Source organism: Hahella ganghwensis DSM 17046 (assembly GCF_000376785.1).
GTDB classification, from domain to species: Bacteria; Pseudomonadota; Gammaproteobacteria; order Pseudomonadales; family Oleiphilaceae; genus Hahella; species Hahella ganghwensis.
The window spans coordinates 115,202-140,965 of record NZ_AQXX01000141.1; the positions used below are offsets into that span (position 1 = coordinate 115,202).

Consider the following 25,764-nt stretch of genomic DNA (forward strand, 5'->3'; position numbering starts at 1 on the left):
TATTTTTGGTGTTACGACCCCATCGGGGCCTGACTACTGCGGGATGAGCTGATGGCCGGTCGACAGACTGCGGACACTGTACGGAAGAGTAAATCTTTGCTCCCTACGCCGGTATTATCCGGATCAGGTCAACGGGTCCCACCTTCTGGTGATCTCAGCCGATATAAATATCAGCACCCCGACAAGAGTGTTCCAAAGTGTAGAGATAAGCGTTATTATTGTCCATCATGTATACAGTGAACACATTAAAACAGGCAATAGCCCTCAACTCGAAACGCAGAAGCTATGACTTGGGGCGAGTTAAAGGTCTAACTAAGAGGGGAGCCGCCTTCGACGACCAGGACAATTAGTCTCAAATAAACTCTTTACTTTTCAATCAATCACATTCAATGTCGGCTCTTATTCTGAATCTGCCGCCAACCCAGCATTGATCCGATGCCAACCAAAAGTTGGTGAAGCAGAAGTTACTATCTTTCGTCGAACGTCATGTCGGGAGTTTAGGTACAAGGATCTGCAGTAGTAATTTCAGAAGCCTCCGGGGAGACTCTAAAAAAATATCAGCAAAACCTATCTTAATGTTGCCCCAATGGCGACTCTGGTAGTTTTTCAGAGGTTCCTCAGGTTTAATTGAATCAGTGCTACCTGTCCGTATCACTGAGCTGTTTCCGGAGAGTTTAAGTCTCGGGTAACGAATGGATTAAGTACCACCGACCAGTCCGGATATCCGTGGCTGTTTTCGGTGAATTAAACGGTCAATGATCTCAACGAAGGTATTCACATGACATTCCGCTTTCGCCTCCTGCCAATTGTGGCCAGCTCGCTTTTCATTTCGTTGTCGGCCCAGGCTATTGATCTCACCGGCGCTTACCAGAAGGCAACTGAATATGATTCAGAGCTGGCAACTGCTCTGGCCGCGCGTAACGCTTCTGCTGAAAGTGTCACTATTTCCCGTTCTGGCCTGCTACCTCAGATTGTTCTGGGCGGAGCCGTGACTCACCATGACGTAGAAAAGGGTTCCGGTGCCGATGACAGTTATGTCACAGAAGGTGCAGAACTAAGTGTTACCCAACCATTGTTGAAGTTCGACACTTATCACAACTTCAAAGCAAGTGAGTACGCCAGCAATCAAGCTGATGCAGAGCTGAGAACAGCCGAGCAATCACTGATTTTCCGAACCGCCGACGCATACTTCGGCGTACTTCGGGCCTGGGACGATCTGACTACCGCCAGGCGCGCTGAGGAAGCATTCAAACGACAGTGGGAACAAGCCAAAGAACGATTTGAAGTTGGCCTGATCGCCATTACGGAGGTCCATGAATCCAAAGCAACTTACGATTCAGGGAAAGTTGCCCGGATCAACGCACAGGGACAGGTGGATGTCGCCCTTGAAACACTGGAGCGTATTACCGGTGGATACTTTGATCGCATCCAGGTATTGAGCCAGGAATTTCCAGTCGCCATGTTGACGCCTAACTCAGTCAGTGACTGGGAAAACATCGCGTTCGAAAACAACCCTCAGCTTCTCGCAGCACGCTGGAGTGTTCAAAGTGCAGATAGCGTGGTGTCTTCACGTAAAGCTGGCCATTACCCCACCCTGGATGCGGTAGCCAGCTATGCCTATAGCGACTTCAACGGCCCGGCTCCAGCGGACGATGACTCTACAGACGCCAGCATCGCCCTGAATCTCACCGTCCCCCTTTATACCGGCGGCGGCACTCAGGCCGGCGTCCGACAAGCCCGTTATCAGCTTGAGCAAGCCCAGGAAACTCTGAACACCACTCAACGTAACATCCGCCTTCAGTTACGCAGCCTGTACAGGACTCTGCAAACCAACATCGAGGCCATTCAAGCACGCAAGCAGGAAATTGTGTCCAACGAAAGTGCTCTTCAGGCCACCAGAGCAGGATACGACGTTGGTACCCGAAACATTGTGGAAGTTCTGGATGCCGAGCGCCGTTATTTTGAATCATTATCCAACTATGCCAATGCTCGCTACGACTTTGTCGTCAACCAGCTTTCCTTCAAACAAACTGCGGGAGTCCTCTCCATGCAGGACATAGAAGAGCTGAACAAATGGCTGGGCGCTCCGGTTCAGGTAACCAACTAATCAAGTTGCCCGTTATTCTACTTACGAACGAAGAGCAGAACTCTTGAATGGGGCGTGTTATCGCGCCCCCGGCGGAATTACTCGCTCTTCGATCCCTGCCAGTAATCGTTCCAGAGCTCCCTGATTCTTCTTCACAAAAGCCACAGCCCGCTCTCCCTGCTCACGACGCATCTGATCATTCCTCAACAACTTGCCAATCTCCGAAGTCAGACTGGCCTCGTTGATTGTTACCAGAACACCTTCTGATTCGAGACGGTGACAGATATCCTGGAAGTTAAAAACGTGCGCGCCCATCAATACGGGTATTCCCAAAGCGGCAGGCTCCAGAGGGTTGTGTCCTCCACGCTGGATCAGGCTGCCACCAACAAATGCCACATCCGTTGCGGCATAAAATCTCATCAACTCCCCCATAGTGTCACCCAGCACTACCTGAACCTCAGGCGTGAACGGCTTCCGGTGACTTCTTCGGGCCATCACAAGACCTGCTTGCTCAATGATTCCAGCAACAGAATCAAAACGCTCTGGATGCCTCGGGACGATCACCAGCATCAGAGAAGGATCTTCCTGAAGTAATTGGCGAAACATATTCAATAAAATGCGCTCCTCACCCTCGTGAGTACTTCCAGCCACAATCACCAGACGTTCTTCCCCCCACTGAAGCCGTAGCTCAGACCCAGACTGGCGCAACTCGTCCGAAATCTGAATATCAAACTTGATACTGCCCGTCGTGGTAAGGTTTTCTACCTTCACCCCCAAACGGTCGAAGCGAGCGGCATCGTCAGCGCTTTGAGCTGCAACCCAGCTCAAATCAGCAAACATTGATGACGTCAGACCGCTCACTTTTTCATAACCTCTGGCAGAGCGTTCCGACATTCGACCGTTAGCCAATATGGTGGGTACCCCTCGCCGCTGACAGAAATGCACCCAGTTTGGCCACAGCTCAGTTTCCATAACAATCAGCCCGACAGGGTTCAGACGCTGAAAGAAACGGGAAATACATCCAGGGAGATCATATGGCGCGTAAACGTGAAAAACGGAATCTCCGAACAACGCCTTAACTCGTTCAGATCCCGTTGGTGTCATCGTTGTCACCACCAGACGGCAATGCGGGAAGCGTGCCAGCAAAGCTTTGATCATAGGAGCTGCAGCAACGGTTTCACCAACGGAGACAGAATGAATCCAGAGTGTAGGCCGGTCGTCTTTGGGGGCCTTGAATATCCCTAGACGCTCAAGCCAGCGTTGACGGTATTGTGGAGCTTTTCGCCCTCGCCACCACAAACGCATTAATACCAGAGGTAATATCAGGTAATAAAGCAAAGTGTAGAAGAGTCTTGTCATGTTATTTTTGATCTATAGGCTTGTGTGAATCAGCCGCGGAGTGTACCACAACTCTGCCTTTCAACTGCGGACTGCGCAATGTAGACCGTCACGAAACATTACAATATCCCAATCTGAATTTTCAGGGATTGGTTTGGGTTCACATACCGGACTCGCTATAATGGCGCCCGATTTGTCAGCATGAGGCCAGTCCATGGCAGAAATTCTCGAAACCGACATCGTCATCATTGGGGGCGGTATTGCCGGTTTATGGCTCAACTACCGTCTTCGCACGGCCGGTTACAGCACAGTGCTGCTTGAACGCCAAAGTCTGGGAGGCGGACAGTCCGTCCGCTCACAGGGAATTATTCACGGCGGCACCAAGTATGCTCTCCATGGCGCCCTGACCAATGCGTCCAACGCCATCGCAGATATGCCCGCCCGCTGGCGCGCCTGTCTGAAAGGGGAAGGCGATGTGGATCTCACCTCAGCCAGAATTCTCTCTGAGCATCACTATATGTGGTCTCGGGATCGCCTCATGTCCAAGCTGACTTCATTTTTTGCCAGTAAGGCTGTCAGAGGTAGGGTTGAAGCGGATGACCTGGAACATCGCCCAGAGGCGTTCAAAGACCCAGGATTCCACGGTAACTTTTACGCCTTGAATGAAATTGTGGTGGATGTCCCCAGCGTCATTAACTCGCTGACGAGTCCCTTCGGTGACGGTATCTACCAGTATGATTGCGCTCAACACAGCTCGCTGGAACTGGACAACGGAAAGGTTAATGACCTTCAGTTGTTTGGCAAAAATAAACGTGTTCGCATCAAAGCAAAGCGCTACATCCTGGCAGCAGGCGAAGGCAATGAGAGCGTGCTTCACAGTGCGCAGCTCCAGGGGCCAGCCATGCAACGTCGCCCATTGCACATGGTGGTGGTGAAACATCACTACCCTCACCCGATCTACGCCCACTGTATTGGTTCTGGCAGCAAACCTCTGCTGACGATTACCACTCACTACATGGCCGACGGACAGCCGGTTTGGTACCTTGGCGGCAACCTGGCCGAAACCGGTGTTGAACTGGATAAACAGACCCAACTGGATTCAGCCAAAACGATTGTCAAGGAGCTACTCCCTTGGATCGACTTGGGCGACGCCCAGTGGAACAGTTTCATGATCCATCGGGCAGAACCCCAGCAAAATGCTATGTTGAGACCGGATTCGGCCTTTGTCCACCAGTCTGAGAATATTATCACCTGCTGGCCTACCAAACTGGCACTGACCCCCAATCTGGTGGATGAAGTATTCGCCAAGCTGAAACAGGACAATATCACGCCTGGTGCGGAAACCGATTACAATCAGCTGAAGTTCCTGAACCGCCCCACGGTCAGTCAGCCTGTATGGGAGGATTTACTGTCATGATCTACCGCCCACTGGGCCAGTCCGGACTGGAAGTCAGTTGCCTTGGACTGGGCACTGTAAAGCTGGGACGTAATCAGGGAGTGAAATATCCGCAAGGCTTTGAGCTTCCCAATGACCGGGATGCCAAGGCGATCATCAATCTCGCCGCCGACCTCGGCATGAACCTTATTGATACGGCTCCGGCCTACGGAATAAGCGAGGAACGCTTGGGAACTCTGCTCCAGGGTCAGCGCAACCGCTGGATCATCTGCACCAAAGTCGGTGAAGAATTCGATCAGGGCAAGTCCAGCTTTAATTTTTCCCCTGAGCACATCCGCTTCAGTATCGAACGCAGTCTTAAACGCCTGAAAACAGACTATCTTGATCTTGTACTGGTCCACTCGGACGGTAATGATCTGGACATTATTCAACAGGGTGCAATTGATGCCCTGAACGAACTGAAGCAACAGGGCTTGGTCAGAGCAACAGGCATGTCTACCAAGACGGTTGAGGGCGGCATTGAAGCTCTACGCCACAGTGATGTCGCCATGGTGACTTACAACCTGAATGAGCGGCAGGAAAGTGAGGTAATTGATTTTGCCCGGGAACAGGGCAAAGGCATTCTGATCAAGAAAGCGCTGGCCAGCGGACATCTGTGTCTAAAGCCTGGTGAAGATGCTCTGACAGAGAGCTTTCGTTTTGTATTCTCGAATCCAGGCGTCACCAGTGCCATTGTCGGTACGATAAATCCACTACACATGAAAGCCAATATTGACGCCCTGGAGCGGGTCATTCAGGCGTAAAAAAGCCGCCCTTAAGAGGCGGCTCCTGATGAACCCTGCTTTCCCTTGATGCAATCAGCCCTGGGCCAATAAACTTCTCAGATCAATAATCGCTGCGTTGGCACGTGAAATGTAAGACGCCATGGTTAACGAGTGATTCGCCAACACACCAAAACCACTGCCATTCAGAATAAACGGACTCCAGACAGATTCCTGGGTTGCTTCCAGCTCTACTACTATCTGACGCAGACTGACAGTAGCGTTTTTATCTTTCAATACTGCCGCAAAATCCACTTCAATGGCTTTCAGAATATGAATCAATGCCCACGCTGTGCCGCGAGCCTCATAAAACACATCATCCACTTCCAGCCATGGGGTTTTTAATTCCTGTTCCTCGACCCCCGGCGTGGACTGCTGTGCTGCCGGATCGCCGGCCAGATCAACATCGAATTGTCGCTTGCCGACACTTTCACTGAGCCTCTGCGACAGACTGCCAAGACGGGTTTCCACATCCGTCAGCCAGCTTCTCAGGTTATCTGATCGAGCATAGAATTGGCCATCGTTCTTGTCTGTGTCCGCCAGGCGCACCATATAACGCTTAAGCGCAGTGACACCTCGACGATACTCAGACTCTGTTGAAGGAATCATCCAGGAAGCGCTGTCAAAATGCAGTTGAGGCTCAGCAATCGTGAGATCCCGATCTTCAACAGACTGACTTTGAGAGCGACTGATGTCTTTCCGCAGCGCCCGGCTTAAGTCCCTTACCTGTACCAGCACCCCAAACTCCCAGTTAGAAATATTGTCCAGCCAGACACCGGGAGGAAAAACATCATTGCTGATATATCCACCATTTTTCTGCATCAGGGTTTCCACGAGTGTAATCAACGTGGCAGTGGTTGTAGTGCCAACGACCGTATTGGTCTGCTGCTCGCCTACCAGCAACCGGGTTGATTCATTCACATCAAATAACTCAGGTTCCTGACTCCAGTACCAACCGACAAGCACAGAGGCCAACAGATATACCAGCAACAGGATCCCGATAAACTTCAACAACCTGCCACCGCCAAGATAATCCTCAAGATCCTCCCAACGCTCCACAAAGAAATTTTTCATTGATTGCCACATAAACCTTTCCAGTATTGATATGTATCCGTCAGCCCCGGCATAGAGATCAAACGGTTGTCATCCGCCCAAATGCACAGGCTCTGACTGAGGATGGCATATATGATACCCCATTGCACCATCCACCCCGATATTCATCAGACAATCCCACTCTTCCTGACTCTCCACCCCTACGGCAATGACCAGACTGTTTTGAGAGTGCGCAATCTGCACAATAGAACGAAGATAAAACTGATGCCCATCATCTTCGTCGATATTTTTCACCAATCCCGGGTCCACCTTAATCGCATCCACAGACAAATCCCGCAAGTATCCGAAAGGTAAGCCAGCCGTGCCAAAACGACCGATCACCAGACGATAACCAAAGCGTTGGCGCAACTGTATCAACACATCAACACCTGCCCAACATACCTGCAGCGCATATTCAGGACATTCAAGGTACAAGCGTCCAGTCTCCCCCTCATACTTATGCAGCAAAGCCGTTAAAACTGCTGCCAGATCATCCCTGGCGAGAGTCTGAACAGAGAGCAATATGCACAACGCACCATCTTCAGGATGCTGACTCAATCGATGCAATCCCTGTTCAAGCATGCACAAATCAAGTTCGGACGTCATCGCAAAGCGATTCAACATTGGAACAAACTCTGCGGCAGCATGCTGCCCGTGCTCATCAGCCAGCCTGGCCAGGACTTGCTGCATGATGACACCTTGACGCGCCACATCTGGGAGAGCTTCATTTGATATTGAGTTCGTCCCGTTATTTTTCTCACTTATCCCCAGACTGACAACAGGTTGAAAGTTCATTACAAATCCCTGCCTGTCCAACGCCTCACGTAATAACTCCCGCCAAAACGAGGCCGTTTTGACCGGATCAGAAGATCGTTTCAGGTCACCATCTGCCGCCGACCACCCGCCTCCCGAAGACTGTACCGCCTCCTGAGCTGCAAAGTCAGCAGCAGAAAGTAAATCGCTAAGGTTATCGCCGTCCCGGCACAAGACCATCCCCAGAGCTGTCACGCAATCACCATCTTTCTGCAAAGCCTCCAAAGCCTGCAGACGCATTAATAATTGATCAGCCAGCTCTCCAGCATGCTCAAGATCAAAGGCCGGAATAAATGCCGCAAAGGAAGAACCAGCGTGGCGAGCCACATAACTGCCCACAACAGCACGTACCTCGTCCTGCAGGACTTCAGCCACCTCAGTCAAGAGTTGATCCCCGGAAGACCTCCCATACTTTTCGTTGTATCGACCAAAACCTTTTAGTTCCAGCAACCAAAGTACCCCACTACCTTCCCCTGCACCACTGGACAGACCTGCCTGCAACCGCTTATCAAATGTCTCACGGTTAATCAGCCCCGTAACAGAATCCTGAAGCGCAGTCCTGCGAAGGCTCTCGATAGTATGGACCTGTTCATCAAACATGGTTCTTATTGAGGCAGTCATCGTGTTAACAGCCTCTGTCACCCGTCGCATTTCTTTGGTGGCCGGTAACGGAAGGGTTACATCAAAACGGCGATGCGCGATTTTGTCTGCTGCTGATTCCAGTCGCTTCAGGGGGCGCAACAACTGCCTCAACAACAGATGTAGCAATAGAAAGACCACGCATCCCAGTATGACAAATAACGCCCCCTGCTGTTTGACAGTAGACCAGAGGTCACGGTAAGCCAAGCCTGGATGGCTTCTGACCTGCAGAGTCCCAACCCTTTTCCAGCCGGAGACGACATCTGCCTGCCCCAAGGGAGTCTGCAGCGGCATTATAGAAATAAACCAGTCAGGAACCTCTTCCAGGCTCAGCAGCGCACTACGGTTAATAACGACCTGTCCCTGGCTATCCAGCAGACGCACATTCGAGTATGCGCCGGAATCAAAAATCGCATCGATCATCGAGGATGCAGCGACCCAGTCGCCTTCCACGGCAACCGTCGACAGCGAAAGCCCCAGTGAAGTCGCTGAATCCTGACCATGGGAAGTAAGCTGGGCCTGAAGATACTCCCGCTTTTGCACCACATTCAGTATCAACCCGCCGAGCAGGAGCATGACCAATACACCATATACCACTGCCAGCAGCAGTCCTTTAAAACTATACAGTCCTCGGGGTTCCTGGGGCTTATGAGTCACCGGATTTTTATCCTCTTATTTTCTCTGGAGCTGTTGATACTCATTTTCCACTGACAGAAATCTGATGAAAGTCTCACTCGAACAATAAGTTACAGAGCTATACAGTTTCCCACTATGCTGATTCGAAAAACCACTACTATACTTCATCTAATTGAAAGAATAACAATAGAAGAGCCTGGACGAAGACCACAAATCAGATAATTTCCAGCTCATACTCTAATCAGGCACCTTCACCACAGGACTCTTCAGAAAAAAAGCGGAAATGGGCCACACTACACTTATGACCATCGAAAGCCAAAGGGACAAACTCAAGCAACATTTCGCCGGGCGGGTGACCACTCAGGCTCGCGTTGTTCTTGAGGCCTGGCAACAACTCAAACTCCGGCAATGGAGTGACTCTCAGTGGCTGACGGATTTCCAGAATGCCACCATCAAACTGGGCAGGTACGCCGCCCGCTTCGATATGACCGATCACCTCAGTATTGCCCAGGCTATTAACCAGGATCTGAAAAAAGCTCATATTCGCGGCGGTAATAATGTCAGTCAGGAAGTAGAGGCACTGGAGGCACATATCCTCGAACTGGCCAATTTGACTCAGCGCAAATCAGACAAACCAGGCATGTATGCTCAGAGAACCTACATCAGAGCACCGATCTATATTGCTCTGAACAATGGGCAACTGGCAGACCGAATCATCCGACAGATGCAGTTTTTCGACTTTCGCGGCGAACGTTATTACGACCATGAATCGCTGGTTGCAGCCACCCAGAAAAACAAGCCGGAAACACTGATTCTTGATGTAGATTTCGGCGACAGCTCCCGCGCGGGGCTGGAGGTCATCAAGACCATTCAGGGTCATCACGAAACTCCGGTTCCCGTCCTCTTCGTCTGCGCCGACGAAGGCGACATCGAAACCCGACTGATCGCCGCCCGAAATGGAGGTGAGGAGTTCTTCTCCGGTCAGTTTGACGCAGCCCAGCTTATCGAAAAAGTGGAAACCTTCACCCGCACCAGCAGCCATCAACCCTATCGGGTCATGGTTGTGGATGATTCGAAAGCGCAGGCAGCCTTTATCGAAAGCGCCCTGAAGAAAGCCGGAATCATCCCCAAAATCATTACCGATCCCATGCAGGTACTGGTCGGACTGAAAGAGTTCTCGCCGGAACTTATCATCATGGATATGTATATGCCGGGTTGTACCGGCACAGAACTGGCCAAGGTTATCCGGCAACAAGATCAGTTTGTCAGCGTCCCCATCATTTACTTGTCGGCGGAAGATGATATCAACAAGCAATTACATGCCATGAGCCTTGGGGGAGACGATTTTCTGGTCAAGCCTATCGTTCCCCGACATCTGGTTGCGACGATACATAACCGAGGCCGCCGTGCCCGGTCCCTACTGGCGCTGATGATTCGAGACAGCCTGACAGGCTTATTCAACCATACACATACACTCCAGCTATTAACGGGAGAAATTGAGAAAGCCGGCCAGTCTTCGACCCCCCTGTGTTTTGCGATGATGGATATTGATTACTTCAAGAAGATCAACGACCGTTATGGACACCCCGTAGGAGACCGAGTACTGAAGAGCATATCCCTGTTTCTGAAACAGCGACTGCGTAAGTCTGATCATATCGGCCGATATGGTGGTGAAGAGTTCGCCGTCATTCTGCCCAGCACGTCTGAATCCGATGCACGGGATATCATGAACGAAATTCGGGAAAAGTTTTCCGAATTGATTCATCCTACAGATATGGAGCAATTCAAGGCGACATTCAGTTGCGGCATTGCCTCATGCACCCCCACTGATACCCAGCAGTCGCTGGCACAAAAAGCAGACAAGGCACTGTATGATGCCAAACACGGTGGAAGAAACTGCGTCAGGGTTTACCGTGAGAGCTGACAGGCAGCGGCCGGTTAGCTAACGCCACAGCCGGGATAATGGGAATTCAGTGTATCCCGGCGAACTCCAAATATGTAGTTCATATACCAAAGTATGACCAAAATCACCGCCAAATTTCTTGAATACCCCCAGTAAAAGAGTCAAACTTCTGCAAACTTGTTGAAATCATTCATTTCTATAGTTGGGAATTGCAGACGGATCCCCAATCTTGTTCAGAGCGTCAAGGTGATGTCTTCAGCCCCTGAAAAATAAAGCCCTAAGGAAATCGAGCTATGGCGAGCATCCTGGTTATTCATGGCCCCAACCTAAACCTTCTGGGAACCCGGGAACCGGAAATCTACGGATCTGAAACCCTGGACGACATTAACCTGCGCTTGACCCAACAGGCCAAAACCCAAGGGCACCATTTATTAACCCTGCAAAGCAATGCCGAGTATGAGCTGATTGACAGAATCCATGAAGCCAAACGTGAAGGCGTCGACTTCATTATTATCAATCCGGCAGCATTCACCCATACCAGCGTTGCAATTCGAGACGCCTTGCTCGGTGTCGGAATTCCATTCGTCGAAGTGCACCTGTCTAATGTGCATGCACGGGAAGCCTTCCGACACCATTCGTATTTCTCCGATATCGCCATTGGTGTGATATGCGGACTCGGCAGCCAGAGTTATGATTTAGCTTTGCAAGCCGCCATTGCAAGAATTAACCCTTAAACCATCGAGACCCCATTATGGATATTCGTAAAGTAAAAAAGCTGATTGAACTACTCGAAGAATCGGACATTGCGGAAATCGAAATCAAGGAAGGCGATGATTCAGTAAGAATTTCACGCAAATCCTCAGTTACCGCAGATCCTGTGTATGTCAGCGCCCCTCAGGCGGCCCCCAAGCCTGTTGCCGCAGCCGTTGAACCGGCAGCTGCCAGCTCAGCTGAACCAAGCCAGCCAGCTCTGAACGGGCATGTCGTCAAATCCCCAATGGTGGGAACATTTTACCGTTCACCTTCACCAACAGCAGGAGCTTTTGTTGAAGTTGGCCAGCAAGTAAAAGCTGGCGATGTACTTTGCATCGTAGAAGCAATGAAAATGATGAACCAGATCGAAGCAGACAAATCCGGCACCGTAGAGGCCATTCTGGTGGAAAACGGCCAACCGGTGGAATTCGACCAGCCATTGTTCACCATTGTCTGACTCTAAGCATCACGTCCGTTGGCAACAGTCCGAATTGATTCTTCACTGACTGCCACCGCAAAAACGGCCTACGCTTCCACTAGATGATTAGCGGCGTGGGCCATGGAAAACGAAATTCTTACGAGTACATTGACCATGTTGGAAAAAGTACTGATCGCGAACCGTGGCGAAATCGCCCTGAGAGTTTTGCGTGCCTGCAAGGAACTGGGTATCAGCACCGTTGCAGTCCATTCAAGTGTCGATCGTGATCTTATGCACGTTCGACTGGCAGATGAATCAGTGTGTATCGGCCCAAACAGCCCCACTGAAAGCTACCTCAACATCCCTGCCATTATTTCTGCAGCCGAAGTAACCGATACTGTTGGCATTCACCCTGGATACGGCTTCCTGTCAGAGAATGCCGACTTTGCCGAGCAGTGCGAAAAGAGCGGTTTTGTTTTTATTGGCCCCCGCGCCGACACCATTCGTCTGATGGGGAACAAAGTCTCAGCCATCCAGGCCATGCGAAAAGCCGGAGTCCCCACCGTTCCCGGTTCCGACGGCCCCATTACAGATGACAATCAGCGTACTCTGGAAATTGCCCGTAAAATCGGTTACCCGGTCCTGATTAAAGCAGCATCAGGCGGTGGCGGCCGAGGAATGCAGGTGGTTAACAGTGAAGCGGCTCTGCTGAACGCCATCCACGTAACCCAGAGTGAAGCCAAAGCGGCTTTCGGCGATCCTACTGTATACCTGGAAAAATTCCTGGATCGTCCTCGTCACGTCGAAGTGCAGGTACTGGCCGATGGCCAGGGCAATGCTATTCACCTGGGTGACCGCGACTGCTCATTGCAGCGTCGCCACCAGAAAGTCATCGAGGAAGCCCCGGCACCAGGCATTGATCCAGAAGCGCGGGAAAAGGTATTGAAAGCCTGTACAGACGCCTGTATCGATATCGGTTACCGAGGTGCAGGAACCTTTGAATTCCTGTATCAGGATGGCAATTTCTATTTCATTGAAATGAACACCCGTGTTCAGGTTGAACACCCTGTTTCCGAGATGATTACAGGAGTGGATATTGTCAAAGAGCAGCTTCGCATAGCCAGTGGCATGCCACTGACTTTCAAGCAGGAAGATATTCTGTTTCGCGGCCATGCCGTTGAATGCCGAATCAACGCTGAAGATCCGCAAAAGTTCACTCCCAGCCCCGGAACCATACAACACTTCCATGCCCCCGGCGGAAATGGTGTACGTGTGGATTCACATCTGTACAGCGGTTACACCGTACCACCGTACTACGATTCTCTGGTCGGAAAAGTGATCTGTTGGGGAATTGACCGCGACAACGCCATGGAACGTATGCATAATGCGCTCGAAGAAATGGTGGTAGAAGGGATCAAAACCAATATCCCTCTACATCGTCGTCTGGTGAGAGATTCCGGCTTCAGAAGCCAGAAGTTCACCATACATTACCTGGAAAAATTACTTAAGGATTAACATGAGCTGGCTACAGGTAACTGTTGCTGCAAGTGATGACACTGCTGAATATATAGAAGGGCTTCTGGAAGATATTGGAGCCCTGTCCATTACGATGGTCGACGCCCACGATGATCCCGTCCTGGAGCCAGACCTTGGAACAACACCGTTGTGGTCCAGCACCCAGGTGGTTGCCCTATTCAGTGCCGATATTGACCGGGAACTGGTCAGGTCGCATCTTGAGCAGCATCAGATACCTTATGACGCCACTCATTGTGAAATCATTGAAGACCGCGATTGGGAGCGGGAGTGGATGACCCATTTCCAGCCCATGCAATTCGGAAAAAGGTTATGGATTTGCCCAAGTTGGCAACCACCTGAAAATCCGGACGCGGTCAACCTTCTGCTGGACCCGGGACTTGCCTTTGGCACCGGCACCCATCCTACCACAGCACTTTGCCTGGAATGGCTGGACAGCCAGCACCTGCAAGAAAAAAGTATTCTGGACTTTGGTTGCGGTTCAGGCGTACTGGCCATTGCAGGTCTGCTATTAGGTGCCAATGCCGCAGTGGGTACAGATATTGACCCCCAGGCCCTGGATGCCAGTCTGGACAATGCTGAGCGTAACGGCGTTGAGGAGCGGCTGAGCCTTTACCTCCCTGACCAGTTACCGCCGATGTCTGCCGATATTATTGTGGCCAACATTCTCGCCAACCCTCTCATAGGTCTGGCACCGACTCTGGCTGGACTGATTCGCGTAGACGGAGCTATTGCCCTGTCCGGAATTCTCAGGGAACAGGAGCATGACGTCAGATCGGCATACGAGGTCTTCTTCGATCTGGAGCCAACCCAGTACAAAGAGGACTGGGTGCTTATCAGCGGAAAACGCCGCACCGGTATCTGACCTGACGGAACTGCAGGGAACGCAGGAGAACATGAAATTAATCAGGCGGGGAGACATTCTCCCTGTCACCAAGTATTAAAGATCAAATACTTGCAAAACTTCTATCTTTCATTCATGTTTAAACTGTTCTTTCCCGCCGAGTGCGCAGCAAGCTTTCACAATTCGAATCCATATTGGTTTCTGCCCACCGGTCGAGAATGGTTATCTTATTGTACCCATTTGATAGTTAATCTCCGGAGGCTTCATTGTTAACCCGTTGTCCACATTGTTCTGCCAGCTTCAGGGTTTCCGATGCACAATTACAGGCCGCCCGCGGCAAAGTCAGATGCGGCGCCTGTATGAAGGTTTTCAATGCCTCCGAACACTTAATGTCAGATGATCCGGTATCCTCTTCAACAGATGCATCCGGCCAGCAGCCTCCTGCCAGAAAATCCACCCCAGACACAGCCGCTAGAAAAAGTAACACCTCAAGCATTATCTCTGGCGACAATATCTTTGCCGATACAGACTTTGACACCAATGACTTTGAAACCCAAGACAGTGATGACATTCTGGATGAACTGACCAAGGCTTTGACAGCGGCCGGGGACGATTCTGATGACGAGCTGATCTTTCAGGACGATCCAGACCAGGATCAGGAAGAAGAGGGATACTCAGGCGGGCTGCTCGACGAAAGCGAGCTGAGTGACAGCTTCCGCGACCTGGAAAAGCCAGAGGAAAGAAAGAGCTTCGAATTTGAAGACGACGAGGATGATGAGAGCACCAGTACCGATGAAAGTTGGGCAGAGCAGATGTTGCGCGAACTGGAGAAACCAGCTTCACCGCAGCCACCCCCCGAACCTCCACGTTCTGCCAGCCCCCCCTTGTCCAAACCGTCTCAAAGTCAGACAAGCCCTCTGGAGATTCAGGATCATACCTCTCCGGCCGGAACAGCCGCGCCACAACCAAAACCAGCTTCCACAACTCCGCCTCCACCACAGCCAGATCCTATGGCGGCATCCATTCGCGCAGAAAGAGATAATCCCTATCACACACTCCGCGCAGACCCCATCAGTGTCAAATCATCGGGGCCTGAGATAGATCATGGATCGAACTGGTACCGAACAGCATTCTGGAGCCTGGCCATCATCTCCCTCGTAGTCTTCCTGGTATTACAACTGGCCTGGTTTCATTTTGACAAACTGGCCCGCTACGACCAACTAAGACCAATTTACGCGAAAGCTTGTGATGTTCTCGGATGTACCCTGCCCTCTCTGTATGATATTGGGAAAATTAAGAGCCAGAACCTGGTGGTCCGCAGCCATCCGCTGGTAAACAAAGCACTGATCATTGACGCCATCATTATCAATCAGGCGACATTCGAGCAACCGTTTCCCGACATCTCGCTGAATTTTTCAGATATCAACGACGCTGTTGTTGCCCAACGCCGATTCACCCCTCCTGAATATTTGTCTGGGGAAGCAAAGGGCATGACCGTCATGCCACCCAATGTGCCCGTCCATATAGCACTTGAAATCCTTGATCCAGGCAAAGAAGCCGTCAACTATACACTCGACTTTATTGCCACCTACGAGGCAGATAAATAATCTCAAATCCGCCTCGGTCCCGCCTTTTTGGCGGGGCCAAAGCCTCCAATTGATTAAATTTAGCCCTGACGGGATAAAAAATACTCTATTTTTTAAATTTCAAGTCTTTTCCGTCCCCCATCATCTGAGTATCATAGGCACCCCTATTCAGGGCGAACATTTTTTAAACACCTGACATTACTCATGGCCTGATCTTTACTTCAGGCTTTGTTGATTTGTCGAAAGATACTGATCCGGGCACAGACGAATACACCCCCATGCAAATCGGACCTTACCAATTGCGTAACAATCTGATTCTCGCACCTATGGCAGGTGTTACGGATCGCCCTTTCAGACAACTATGTCGCTCATTGGGCGCCGGGTTGGCCGTATCAGAAATGATGGCAGCGAATCCAGACCTTAGAAATACCCGCAAATCCAGATTGCGGATGGACCACACGGGGGAAGAAGCTCCCATCGCGGTACAAATAGCCGGAGGTGATCCTGAAATGCTGGCGGCAGCCGCCCGATACAATCAGGAACACGGCGCCCAGATTATTGATATTAATATGGGATGTCCTGCGAAGAAGGTTTGTAACAAAGCCGCCGGATCGGCTTTGCTTAAGGATGAAGATCTGGTCAGGGATATTTTGACCGCTGTGGTAAAGGCTGTTGATGTGCCTGTTACCCTGAAAATCAGAACTGGCTGGAGCCCGGAGAAGCGCAACGGTATCACCGTTGCCAGGATGGCGGAAGAGTGTGGCATTCAATCACTCGCCGTTCACGGCCGTACCCGGGAATGCAAATACATGGGTCATGCAGAATACGACACAATTGCCCAGATCAAGCAAAGTGTCTCCATCCCGGTTATTGCCAATGGTGATATCACCTCTCCGCTTCAGGCTAAAAAAGTACTGGACTACACCCAGGCTGACGGCATTATGCTGGGCCGTGCAGCTCAAGGACGCCCCTGGATTTTTCGGGAAATCGAACATTACCTGCTTACGCAACAGTTTTTACCGGAGCCGTCTCATCAGGAGATTCGACTCATTTTGATCGGGCACATTATTGATTTGCATGCGTTTTATGGCCCTGTCCAGGGTGCCAGAATCGCACGCAAACATGTCGGGTGGTATCTCGACAGTGCCTGTATCGGAGCAGAATTTAAATCGCAATTTAACCGTATAGACGACGCTCAGGCACAATTAGATGCCATTGATAGTTTTTTTGAGCGCCTGTCGAAAGAAGGAGAGGAAATCGCAGCATGACTACAGAGAGCTTTGCCACACCAGAAGCGCCACTTCAGGTTGAAAAATCCACCGCAGATACTATGACTCTCCGTGACAGCGTTGAGCAGGCATTAGAAAATTACTTCACCCAACTGGATGGTGCTCCGGTCAAAGATGTCTACAACATGGTGCTTTCTGAAGTCGAAGCTCCCCTACTGGAGCAGGTACTGAAGTATACCCGTAATAACCAGACCAAAGCTTCCGTACTGCTTGGTCTTAACCGCGGCACCCTGCGCAAGAAGCTGAAACAGTACGGCTTGCTCTAATAAACAGGCGGTCGTCGACTAGACTTATCATCTTCATTGAATCAAGAGAGGGCTTAAAGCCCTCTTTTTGCTTAAACAAGAGACCTGCAGACCATGACCAGTTCTGACTCAGTCAAAATCAAACGCGCCCTTCTTAGCGTTTCCAATAAAACCAATATTATTGAATTTGCCCGCTCGCTGGCCGACCAGGGTGTCGAGCTATTGTCCACCGGCGGCACCTACAAAATGTTGAAGGAAGCCTCCATCAACGTAAGAGAAGTCTCTGACTATACTGGCTTTCCGGAAATGATGGATGGAAGAGTCAAAACGCTTCATCCAAAAGTACACGGAGGCATTCTGGGCCGCCGCGGTCAGGATGACGCGATCATGGCTGAGCATGGAATTGACCAGATTGACCTGGTAGTGGTCAACCTCTACCCCTTCGAGGCCACTGTCGCCAACCCGGATTGCCAGTTGGCGGATGCTATTGAGAACATTGACATTGGCGGCCCCACCATGGTGCGTTCTGCCGCTAAAAACCACAAAGATGTGGCTATCGTCGTGAACCCTTCAGACTATGACGAACTCCTGCAGGAGCTGAATAGTAATCAGGGGCAGTTAAGCCATGCCACCCGTTTTAATCTGGCAGTAAAGGCCTTTGAACATACGGCAGCCTATGACGGCGCCATTGCCAACTATCTGGGCAAAAAAGTTCTGGCGGAAGAAACCCGCTACCCTCGCACGCTCAACCAGCAGTTCGCCAAGGTACAGGACCTAAGATACGGTGAAAACCCGCATCAGACGGCAGCTTTCTACGTGGAGCAAAATGCCACAGAGGCGTCAGTATCAACCGCCAAACAACTGCAGGGTAAAGAACTATCCTACAACAATATCGCCGACACCGACGCAGCTCTTGAATGCGTCAAACCCTTTGCCGACCCAGCCTGCGTTATCGTCAAGCACGCCAACCCATGCGGCGTTGCCATCGGTGCGGATCTGAAACAGGCATATGACCTGGCGTTCGCGACTGATCCAACCTCAGCTTTCGGAGGCATTATCGCTTTCAACCGTGAGTTGGACGAAGCTACCGCTAAAGCAATTGTCGAGCGCCAGTTTGTTGAGGTAATTATCGCGCCACGTATTCAAGAAGCAGCTCGCGCTGCCGTCGCAGCCAAACCCAATGTCAGACTGCTCGAATGTGGTGATTTCGATGGCGAGCGTCTCGCTGCCTTTGATTTCAAACGCGTAACTGGCGGCCTTCTGGTTCAGGACCGTGACCTGGGTATGGTCAATATGGAAGCGCTGACCATGGCAACAGAACGTTCTCCCACCGAACAAGAGCTCAGTGACCTGCTGTTTGCCTGGGAAGTTGCCAAGTTTGTAAAATCCAACGCCATCGTCTATGCCAAAAGCGGACGTACTATCGGTATTGGTGCAGGACAAATGAGTCGCGTCTACAGCGCAAAAATTGCGGGAATCAAGGCCGCCGACGAGAACCTGGAAGTTAAAGGATCGGTAATGGCCTCGGATGCATTCTTCCCATTCCGCGACAGTGTAGATGCCGCTGCTGCTGCAGGTATCACGGCAATCATTCAGCCTGGCGGCTCCATGCGTGACCAGGAAGTCATCGACGCTGCCAACGAGCACGGCATTGCCATGGTATTTACCGGCATGCGCCATTTCCGTCACTAAACGCCCCCCGGGTTAAGGAATCACTATGAATATTCTGGTCATCGGCAGCGGCGGGCGAGAACACGCTCTGGCCTGGAAGGCTGCCCAGGCTGATTATGTCAGCAAAGTATTTGTCGCTCCGGGCAATGCAGGCACTGCACTGGAAAACAAACTTGAGAACGTTGATATCGATGTTCTGGATTTTGACAAACTGGTGGATTTTGCCAAACAAAATCAGATCGAATTGACCATTGTGGGTCCTGAAGCTCCTCTGGTTGAGGGCGTGGTAGACCGCTTCCGGTCTGAGCAACTATGTATCTTTGGCCCCAGTAGGGGCGCAGCACAGCTGGAAGGCTCCAAGGCATTCACCAAGGACTTTCTGGCTCGCCACAACATTCCAACAGCTCAGTACAAGAACTTCACCGAAATTGAACCAGCCCTGGAATATGTACGCCAACAGGGTGCGCCAATTGTGGTGAAAGCAGACGGACTCGCTGCCGGTAAAGGTGTCATTGTGGCGATGACTCTGGAAGATGCAGAAGCCGCTATCAAAGACATGCTGGCCGGCAATAAGTTTGGCGATGCAGGACACCGGGTAGTGATCGAGGAATTTCTGGAAGGCGAGGAAGCGAGCTTTATCGTCATGGTTGACGGCAAGAATGTCCTCCCGATGGCCACCAGTCAGGACCATAAACGAGTCGGCGATGGCGACACAGGCCCTAATACCGGTGGCATGGGCGCCTACTCTCCCGCCCCGGTGGTTACCGCCGAGGTGCATCAGAGAATCATGGATGAAGTCATCTATCCAACAGTCCAGGGCATGGCCTCAGAGGGTAATGACTACGTAGGGTTCCTTTACGCCGGATTGATGATCACGGCAGACGGTACTCCCAAAGTTATCGAGTACAACTGCCGTTTTGGCGATCCTGAGACTCAACCCATTATGCTGCGGATGAAATCCGACCTGGTAAAACTCTGTATGGCAGCAACAAAAGGCCAACTGGATCAGGAATCCTCAGAGTGGGACTCCAGAGCCGCTCTGGGCGTCGTTCTGGCGGCAGGTGGCTATCCGGACAGCTATGCCAAAGGTAGCGTTATCAGCGGCCTGACAGAAGCCGCCAGGCTCCCTGGCAAAGTGTTTCACGCTGGCACCAAGCTGGCAAATGAAGACGTCACCACCAGCGGAGGACGCGTTCTGTGCACCACTGCTCTGGGCAATACTGTTTCAGAAGCGCAGAAGAACGCCTATGCTCTTGCCCGTCATATCAGTTGGGACGGTGCCTTCTACCGCAACGATATCGGCTACCGCGCCATCGCCAGAGAGCAGAATGAAAGCTAAGTCGTCACCGGCATAATTGAACAAGGGCAGCCGCAAAGTGCTGCCTTTTTTTATCTCAAATCATCCCTCAGAAGTATCTTCAAAATTCCCCTGAAATTCCTGACGCTCTTTGACTTCCTTAAGTAATCGGGCCACAACACAATCGTGCGTACCGGGAAAGTCATCCCGAATCGTTTGTAGATACTCTTCTGCGATTTCATAGTTGCTTTCCCGACGCCTCATATAGGCAACGGCCACATGATACAGAGCATGAGAGCGAACCTGATCTGTCTGCTCCGGGTCATTGTATATTTCCATCAGCATTTTAAGGGCAGCATCCAACCCATAGGGAGGCCGGCTCTTGGCATATTCGACGATCTTGGGACTTACTTCATACTCATTTCTAGGGCAATCAGAACCAGCCCAATCCTTCTGATATTTTTCATAGCCATCTTCCATGGCGTGAACAAAAGCATGCTTTTGTTTGGTTCTTTCTATGATCGCCACATCCGCCACCCCCACGGCGGCAGAATAAAAACAGCCACTGAGGAAGAGGCAGATCAGCCCCATTCCGACATAAGTCATTTTTTTCACTAAACTTCCCTCGGTATTTTTAGTCCGGCAAGGCATTATAGGGGCGACGATTAACCAGTGCCTTTGCCATATGCGTTCACCTGAGGCACGAGATTTATCCACCAGAGGTTTTACGTGTTTACTTCACTCTCCCGCGACGCCAGCGTTCAAGAAAAACTCGGTCATTATCAGGAAACTCTGAAGATTATTCAGCATCTCATCGCAGAAGAAATGGATTGGATCACAATTCTGTCTACTGTGTGTTGCGAGCTACATCAGAGATTTGAGTATTTTCACTGGACGGGATTCTATCGTGTTGTCCAACCGGCACTAATGAAAGCCGGCCCATATCAAGATGGTCATGGGTGCCTGACGATTCCTTTTCATCGTGGCGTATGTGGTGCGGCAGCCACTGCGGAAAAAACACAGTTGGTGAAGGACGTAAACGCAATAACGGATCACATTGCCTGCTCCTCCACCACTCAAAGTGAAATCGTAGTACCTGTTTTCAATAAAAATAATGACGTCATCGCTGTTCTCGATATTGATTCTGACTATCCCGCCGCATTTGACAGGACAGATCAGGATCAACTCGAAACATTGGCGAAAATGCTGAAGGAAAAAGCTCCCAACCTGCCGGATTGAGAGCTCAATCAAAAAACCAGTTCTCAGCGACTACTGAACTGCTTGGCGACAGACTGAAGTCGGATTACCTCCTCCAGCAAATTCTGGTTTGCCTGATGTGTTTGATGCGCATTTTGGGTGGTGATATTGGCAGAGTCATTGATGTGATGGATATTCCCGTTAATCTCTTCTGTCACCGAGCTTTGCTGCTCAGCTGCAGTTGCGATCTGGGTCACCAGTGAAGAAGTTTCCTGCGTGGCCGCCAATATGGATTCAAGTGAGCTACCTGCTTCTCTGGAGAGCTCAACCGTATCAATGGACATTTCCTTGGCGCGGTTCATCATTGCCACCGCATGGTTCACATCTGCACGAATAGACTCAATGGCCTGCTGAATTTCCTCGGTGGTCTTGGCCGTATTACTGGCCAGATTTCGAACTTCATCTGCAACAACAGCAAAGCCTCTGCCCTGCTCCCCCGCGCGGGCAGCCTCTATCGCAGCATTCAGGGCCAGAAGATTGGTTTGCTCAGCAATATTCTGAATCGACTCCACCAGGGTCGAAATATTCTCACTTTTTGAGCTGACCTCTTCCACCTTACCGGAAGCTTCTGTCAGGCGACTCACCAACTGATCAACTGAACTGATGGTTTCATTGACCTTCTTAGATCCTTCACCTACCAAACTTTCCACCGAATGCATGGACTCTGAAGCAGAGCTGGAGTTTCTCGCAACATCATCAATCGTGGCTGACATTTCATTCATCGCCGTGGCAATCTGCTCAATTTCAACCTGTTGGTTGCGAATCTGCTGCTCAGAATCCGTCGATAGTGATGCGGTTTGCTGAGCCACGGTTTCAAGTTGATGGACTGAATCCTGAATCCGCCATATCACTGTCTCCAGTTTACTGCGCAGGAAATGATGCGCCGTGGAAAGTTGCCCAAGCTCATCATTCCGGCCACCATAAACCAGCCTTGACACTTGGTTGTCATATATTTTTCTGGATTCTTCAGCGGCAGACTTGTACGGCGCTCCAATCCAGCCGCCTGCAACCGCCCCGAGAACCAGGCCAATGACCATGGCAACAATCAGAGAAATCGAGTCAGTCATACCTCCCAAAACCGCAATTGCTACAGGAGCAAGAGTCAGGACTGCAGCCACCATTATTTTGGTAAACAGCGACCAGTGTCGTGGCGACATACGAGTGTCCGGCATCTGACCCGCATTCAGCTTTTGGTAAATTTTTTCTGCCGCGGCGACGTGTTTCGCCTGCGGTTTTATTCTGACAGACTGAAACCCTTCTCCGCCGGAAGATTTGGATACAAACGCATCAACCCAGTAATGATCGCCATTCTTGCAGCGATTTTTCACTATTCCAATCCAGGGCTTTCCAAGCTTCACAGTATCCCACAAGTCCTTGAATGCAGCCTGTGGCATGTCTGGATGGCGAACAATGTTATGTGCCTGCCCTTCCAGTTCGGGTAGTTGGAACCCACTGATGTCCACAAAATCCTGATTGGCATAGGTGATAACACCCTTGTCGTTTGTTGTGGAAACAATATGGGTGTTACTGGAGTAATCTTTGTTAACCTGAGTAACAGGGGTATTCTTTCTCATCCTAAACCTCAACTAAGTTGCGCAGTTCCTGCTGTCAAACGGACAGCAATCAGAGCCACGTACCAGAATCAGCTGACATCACATCTGATACCTATATCAGAGCACTATTTTCATTCTGCTTTGAAAATCGGAAAAGAGTTGTTTACCAATCGATAAAAAACGGCTGGCCAGGCCAGCGAGGTATATAATAGCTACAACCCTTTCCCCCGTAGCGCGCATCAGACGGAACGTCAGCAAACTCTTTGCTTAAAGCATAGGATTTATTGCCGGGTAGTCAAACCGTTTTACCAGCATTCACCCGGCAACAAAGTTCGCCGATTTCCCATTAAGAATTTGATTAGAATAGAAAAATTCAGTACTTAGTTTCAAGCCGATCCTCTGAGGGTACGCACAACTTCAAGGATGGCATTTAGATTATGATAGTCACACTTGGAGCCAGCTTCACTCTTGCGATTGCTGACACAACGGTTATCTCGCGTCAGCAATCGATACCAGCCACCATGTTCATGATCCACGAAGTAATTCCAACAATAATCCCATAATTGCTCATAACACTCCCAATACCGAAGATCCGAGGAAGCATCGCCCAACAATGCAGCCGCGGCTATGGATTCTGCCTGGACCCAAAAATACTTATCGTCATCGCAGATAGAGCCGTCCGGCGCAAATCCGTAAAAAAGCCCGTGACTTTCATGATCCCAGGCAACTTCCATACTTTTGTCAAAAAGATATTGTGCTCGTTGTAACCAGGCCGGATTGGCGTCATGACGATAAAGCATCATTAACAGCTTACTCCACTCCGTCTGATGACCGGGTTGAAACCCCCAAGGTTTATACAGGTTTTTTGGATCATCCCGGTTGAATTCCCAATCAGGGCTAAGGTCCAGATGATAGTGTTCCCACACCAGCCCCTGAGTCTGGGCAGCCAGCGTTCCCGTGAACATTTCAGCAAGCTGCTGTGCTCGCGTCAGATATCGTGGATCATTTGTAGCTTCATAGCAGAATAGCAATGCCTCACAGGCATGCATGTTAGCGTTCTGCCCTCGATAGACAGAGACTTCAGACCAATCTGCGCTGATTTCATCCGCATAAAGCCCCTGCTCTGGCAACCAGAAATGCGACTCCCACAACTCCCAGACTTCTTCGAGCCATTCCGCTGCACCGGGCTCTCTTGCTCTGACAGCCGCAGATAAGGCCAGCATGACAAAAGCATATCCATAGCAGTACTGGTTCAGATCTGTTGGCTGGCTTTCAGCCATACTCCAGACAAATCCCTTACCGTCCTTTCTTTGGTGGTTCTGGTGCAGAAATTGATACCCGTGACGGGCATATTCCAACATCCACTGTTCCCTGAATTCAAAATACCCCTGGTAAAAATTGAACATCATACGGGTACTGCTAACCAGATGTTTGACATCCGGCTTGAATACTTCGCCAGTATCCAGGAAGTTCTGAAAATAGCCTCCAGCGGGGTCCAGACAGCTATTCTGATAGAATTCCAGAATTTGCCGACAATGCTTGAGGAGGAATTTTTCACTTCGATACATTAATGACTCCTTCCGACTCCCGCTCCAAACATACGGCCGGGAATATTATATTGGTGCTGCAGCTATATTAACTGCCTTCTCTGAGCCTGTACCAGGGATCAGCAAGATGGCGCTTACGATATTGCAAAGGTGAAATGCCAAAATACTGCTTAAATACTTCGTAAAACCGTGTTACAGACCCAAAACCACAGGAAAACGCGACCTGAATCACCTGCTCATCTGTGCTCAGCAATTGCTTTTGCGCCCGACTTAACCTCCGGGCAGTCAAGTACTCCAGCACCGTAATTCCGAGAGATTTTTTAAACAATCCCATTAAAAAGTTCTTGTTCAACCTTACATGCTCTGCAATCTCAGCAATCCCGATTGGACAGGTATAATTCTGATGAATAAATTCTAACGACCTGACGACGTGACCATTAAGAGCCTGGCAATGCCCCCCGTTCGCCATCAGGCATTCTTTCAGATGTGGACCTAATTGACGTCGTAGAAAAAGGCAGACTTCATCCAGAACCAGTTCTTCCAGTGCATGGTCGTCAAGCCCAAGCTCAGATTGCCAGCGTGAAAGCAGAGACTCGTTACAGTAGTAATCCTGGGATAAAAGCAAAGGCAGACCATGAAGGACTTCAGTTTTGTAGACTGAGGGCATTTTCAGATTAAAAAAAGCCATTAGGGACAGGCGCAAACGGTAAAAATCTACATCATCCGCTTTGAGAAATCGGTAGGGATGCATCCCCGATAGCAGAATCAAGTCCCCCTGATTGACCGTTATCTGCCTGGCAGAGTATTCAAGTTGAACAGATCCCTGTAATGGTAAAAGTATCTCCACTCCCGGATAATGCTGAATGTTTTCCGGAGCACTGTCGCAGGAAATCAGCGCAAGCGAGCACCGCCGGGTGCCGCTCTCTGGCTGAATACCCACAGCCGGACAGCTCGACATCTGACCAAGTTTCACGTTCAGCTCCTGACCTATATTTTTATTTTTAGAGATTGCCGGATCCAGAAGCCAGTCACAGACTAGCTCAATGA

General features: G+C 50.4%; 21 protein-coding genes and 1 riboswitch. Of the genes, 14 read left to right on the top strand and 7 right to left on the bottom strand.

All coding sequences use genetic code 11. The annotated features are described in order from the left end of the window. Positions 1 to 83: 83 nt before the first annotated feature. A riboswitch (TPP riboswitch) is annotated at positions 84 to 191 on the bottom strand. 587 nt (positions 192 to 778) lie between these two features. Beyond that, the gene (locus F566_RS0127870; RefSeq protein WP_020410339.1) at positions 779 to 2,107 is read left to right on the top strand and encodes a TolC family outer membrane protein; all 1,329 of its coding nucleotides are present in this window, start codon (positions 779 to 781) and stop codon (positions 2,105 to 2,107) included. A 57-nt stretch (positions 2,108 to 2,164) separates the two neighbouring features. Here the strand turns inward: F566_RS0127870 and waaA are convergent, their stop codons facing one another. After that, on the bottom strand, positions 2,165 to 3,445 hold the full coding sequence (waaA, locus tag F566_RS0127875) for a lipid IV(A) 3-deoxy-D-manno-octulosonic acid transferase (protein WP_026180372.1): 1,281 nt from the start codon (positions 3,443 to 3,445) through the stop codon (positions 2,165 to 2,167). Positions 3,446 to 3,638: 193 nt separating this feature from the next. Between waaA and F566_RS0127880 the strand changes: the two genes are divergently transcribed. Then, positions 3,639 to 4,841, top strand: coding sequence for an FAD-dependent oxidoreductase (locus tag F566_RS0127880; protein WP_020410341.1), 1,203 nt, complete (start codon positions 3,639 to 3,641; stop codon positions 4,839 to 4,841). Next, a complete protein-coding gene (locus F566_RS0127885; protein ID WP_020410342.1) occupies positions 4,838 to 5,623 on the top strand; it encodes an aldo/keto reductase in 786 nt (261 codons plus the stop codon). Before F566_RS0127880 ends, F566_RS0127885 begins: the two co-directional genes overlap by 4 nt. A 54-nt stretch (positions 5,624 to 5,677) precedes the next feature. On the opposite strand, the gene F566_RS0127890 is transcribed toward F566_RS0127885, so the two are convergent. Next, positions 5,678 to 6,727, bottom strand: coding sequence for a DUF2333 family protein (locus F566_RS0127890; RefSeq protein ID WP_020410343.1), 1,050 nt, complete (start codon positions 6,725 to 6,727; stop codon positions 5,678 to 5,680). A gap of 57 nt (positions 6,728 to 6,784) precedes the next feature. After that, entirely contained in the window at positions 6,785 to 8,842 is a 2,058-nt protein-coding gene (locus F566_RS0127895; protein WP_020410344.1) for an EAL domain-containing protein, read from the bottom strand. 280 nt (positions 8,843 to 9,122) lie between these two features. Here F566_RS0127895 and F566_RS0127900 point away from each other — a divergent pair, with 280 nt between their 5' ends. The 10 genes from F566_RS0127900 to purD all read left to right on the top strand — a co-directional run bounded on the left by F566_RS0127900 (position 9,123) and on the right by purD (position 20,402). Further along, positions 9,123 to 10,745, top strand: coding sequence for a GGDEF domain-containing response regulator (locus F566_RS0127900; RefSeq protein ID WP_020410345.1), 1,623 nt, complete (start codon positions 9,123 to 9,125; stop codon positions 10,743 to 10,745). A 272-nt stretch (positions 10,746 to 11,017) separates the two neighbouring features. Beyond that, positions 11,018 to 11,458 (top strand): type II 3-dehydroquinate dehydratase, encoded by a 441-nt coding sequence (aroQ, locus tag F566_RS0127905; protein WP_020410346.1) that lies wholly within the window; start codon positions 11,018 to 11,020, stop codon positions 11,456 to 11,458. A 17-nt stretch (positions 11,459 to 11,475) separates the two neighbouring features. Next, the gene (accB, locus tag F566_RS0127910; RefSeq protein WP_020410347.1) at positions 11,476 to 11,934 is read left to right on the top strand and encodes an acetyl-CoA carboxylase biotin carboxyl carrier protein; all 459 of its coding nucleotides are present in this window, start codon (positions 11,476 to 11,478) and stop codon (positions 11,932 to 11,934) included. 135 nt (positions 11,935 to 12,069) lie between these two features. After that, positions 12,070 to 13,410 (top strand): acetyl-CoA carboxylase biotin carboxylase subunit, encoded by a 1,341-nt coding sequence (accC, locus tag F566_RS0127915; protein WP_026180373.1) that lies wholly within the window; start codon positions 12,070 to 12,072, stop codon positions 13,408 to 13,410. Between the two features lies 1 nt (position 13,411). Next, entirely contained in the window at positions 13,412 to 14,293 is an 882-nt protein-coding gene (gene prmA / locus F566_RS0127920; protein WP_020410349.1) for a 50S ribosomal protein L11 methyltransferase, read from the top strand. 245 nt (positions 14,294 to 14,538) lie between these two features. Further along, positions 14,539 to 15,879: a DUF3426 domain-containing protein gene (locus tag F566_RS0127925; protein ID WP_083921198.1), complete on the top strand. Its 1,341-nt coding sequence runs from the start codon at positions 14,539 to 14,541 to the stop codon at positions 15,877 to 15,879. Between the two features lie 257 nt (positions 15,880 to 16,136). Then, complete coding sequence (gene dusB, locus F566_RS0127930) at positions 16,137 to 17,126, top strand: tRNA dihydrouridine synthase DusB (RefSeq protein WP_020410351.1); 990 nt, start codon at positions 16,137 to 16,139, stop codon at positions 17,124 to 17,126. Next, entirely contained in the window at positions 17,123 to 17,413 is a 291-nt protein-coding gene (gene fis / locus F566_RS0127935; RefSeq protein WP_020410352.1) for a DNA-binding transcriptional regulator Fis, read from the top strand. The genes dusB and fis overlap by 4 nt, the downstream gene beginning before the upstream one ends. Positions 17,414 to 17,506: 93 nt before the next feature. Then, positions 17,507 to 19,084 (top strand): bifunctional phosphoribosylaminoimidazolecarboxamide formyltransferase/IMP cyclohydrolase, encoded by a 1,578-nt coding sequence (gene purH / locus F566_RS0127940; RefSeq protein ID WP_020410353.1) that lies wholly within the window; start codon positions 17,507 to 17,509, stop codon positions 19,082 to 19,084. A gap of 25 nt (positions 19,085 to 19,109) precedes the next feature. Beyond that, positions 19,110 to 20,402: a phosphoribosylamine--glycine ligase gene (purD, locus tag F566_RS0127945; RefSeq protein ID WP_020410354.1), complete on the top strand. Its 1,293-nt coding sequence runs from the start codon at positions 19,110 to 19,112 to the stop codon at positions 20,400 to 20,402. Between the two features lie 60 nt (positions 20,403 to 20,462). On the opposite strand, the gene F566_RS0127950 is transcribed toward purD, so the two are convergent. Then, positions 20,463 to 20,966, bottom strand: coding sequence for a hypothetical protein (locus tag F566_RS0127950; protein WP_157497163.1), 504 nt, complete (start codon positions 20,964 to 20,966; stop codon positions 20,463 to 20,465). A gap of 123 nt (positions 20,967 to 21,089) precedes the next feature. On the opposite strand from F566_RS0127950, the gene F566_RS0127955 reads away from it, so the two are divergent. Next, entirely contained in the window at positions 21,090 to 21,599 is a 510-nt protein-coding gene (locus F566_RS0127955; RefSeq protein ID WP_020410356.1) for a GAF domain-containing protein, read from the top strand. A 23-nt stretch (positions 21,600 to 21,622) separates the two neighbouring features. Here F566_RS0127955 and F566_RS0127960 read toward each other — a convergent pair whose 3' ends face one another. The 3 genes from F566_RS0127960 to F566_RS0127970 form a co-directional block, all read right to left on the bottom strand. Then, positions 21,623 to 23,191, bottom strand: a complete 1,569-nt coding sequence (locus F566_RS0127960; protein ID WP_020410357.1) for a methyl-accepting chemotaxis protein — start codon at positions 23,189 to 23,191, stop codon at positions 21,623 to 21,625. Positions 23,192 to 23,556: 365 nt separating this feature from the next. Then, complete coding sequence (locus F566_RS0127965; protein ID WP_020410358.1) at positions 23,557 to 24,738, bottom strand: AGE family epimerase/isomerase; 1,182 nt, start codon at positions 24,736 to 24,738, stop codon at positions 23,557 to 23,559. A gap of 67 nt (positions 24,739 to 24,805) precedes the next feature. Then, positions 24,806 to 25,690, bottom strand: coding sequence for a helix-turn-helix domain-containing protein (locus F566_RS0127970; RefSeq protein WP_020410359.1), 885 nt, complete (start codon positions 25,688 to 25,690; stop codon positions 24,806 to 24,808). Between the last annotated feature and the right edge of the window lie 74 nt (positions 25,691 to 25,764).